General features: G+C 75.8%; 1 protein-coding gene. It reads right to left on the reverse strand.

Features of this window, described 5'->3' with window-relative positions; translation table 11 throughout:
• Positions 1-98: 98 nt before the first annotated feature.
• Positions 99-1,163, reverse strand: a 1,065-nt coding sequence (locus E2C05_RS31925) for an MlaD family protein (protein ID WP_338045234.1), incomplete at its 5' end; no start/stop codon positions are given.

Raw genomic sequence — 1,163 nt, forward strand, 5'->3', positions numbered from 1 at the left:
GGCGGCGCCAGGATGGCGCGGCGGCGCGCGCCCGGCGGCGGGATCCATCGGCGCGGTCCCGGCGGGGCCGTGCATCGTCGCGCCTCCGGCCGCCCCGGTCATCGGCGCGCATCCGGCGCGGGCGGCGGCGCGCCGAGGATGGCCTGGGACGGGTTGCGGCGGATCTGCTCGGTGGTGTCGCGCAGGTTCGCCACCGCGGCGCGCAGGTCGCGGAGCAGCGGCGCGATCTCCGCCTGGATGTCGCTGGTCACGCCGCGGGCGCTGCGCAGCGAGGCATCCAGCGTGGTCACGCTGCCGGGCAGCCGGGCGGCGGCGGCCCGCAGCTCCGCCGTCGCGGCGGCGGTGTTGGCCAGGGCCTGCGCCAGCTCCCGGTTCGCCAGCAGCTTGCGGGCATCGCCCACCGTGGCGCGCAGCTCGGCGGAGGCGGCGGGCAGGTCGGCCTCCTGCGCCGCGGCGCGCAGGCTGCGCATCAGCTCGGCCGCCTCCCGCAGCGTCACCGCCACGTCGCCATCCTTCACCTGCGCCCGCAGGTCGCCGATCAGGCCGATGACGTTGTCCAGCAGCAGCGGCAGGTTGGCATCCTGCAGCTTCTGCAGCAACTGCTCCGCCGCGCTCTGCACCTGCGCGACGGTGGACGGGATGGCCGGGATGTAGGTGTAGCGCGGCTCCCACGGCACGCTGCGCGGCGGGAAGCGGGTGGGGTCCACGAAGTCCAGCTCCAGGTAGCTGACGCCGGTGATGCCCTGCGCCGCGGTGCGGACGCGCAGGCCGAGCCGGATCGCCTCCTCCACGTTCGGCGTGTCGCCGATGCGGCTGTTGTCCACGGCGAAGCGGACATAGACCAGCTGGAAGGCGGCGCCGAAGGGGTCGCCCTGCGGCCGGCGGTATTCGGCGGAGACGAGGCCGATCTCGGAGACCCGGCCGATGCTGACGCCGCGGTAGCGCACCCCCGCCCCGACCTCCAGCCCCTGCACCGATTCGCGGATATAGGTCTCGAATTGCTGGGAGCTGGCGCCGAGCCGGTCGGCGGTCAGGAACAGCACGAAGCCGACCCCGAGCGCGAGGCCGGCCAGCACCAGCGCGCCGATGCGCAGATAGAGCCCGCGGGACTGCGCCATGCTCAGCCCCGCCCCGGGCGCGGCCGCCGCGCGGCGGCGATGGCC

Source organism: Paracraurococcus ruber, assembly GCF_004353985.1.
Lineage (GTDB): Bacteria > Pseudomonadota > Alphaproteobacteria > Acetobacterales > Acetobacteraceae > Paracraurococcus > Paracraurococcus ruber.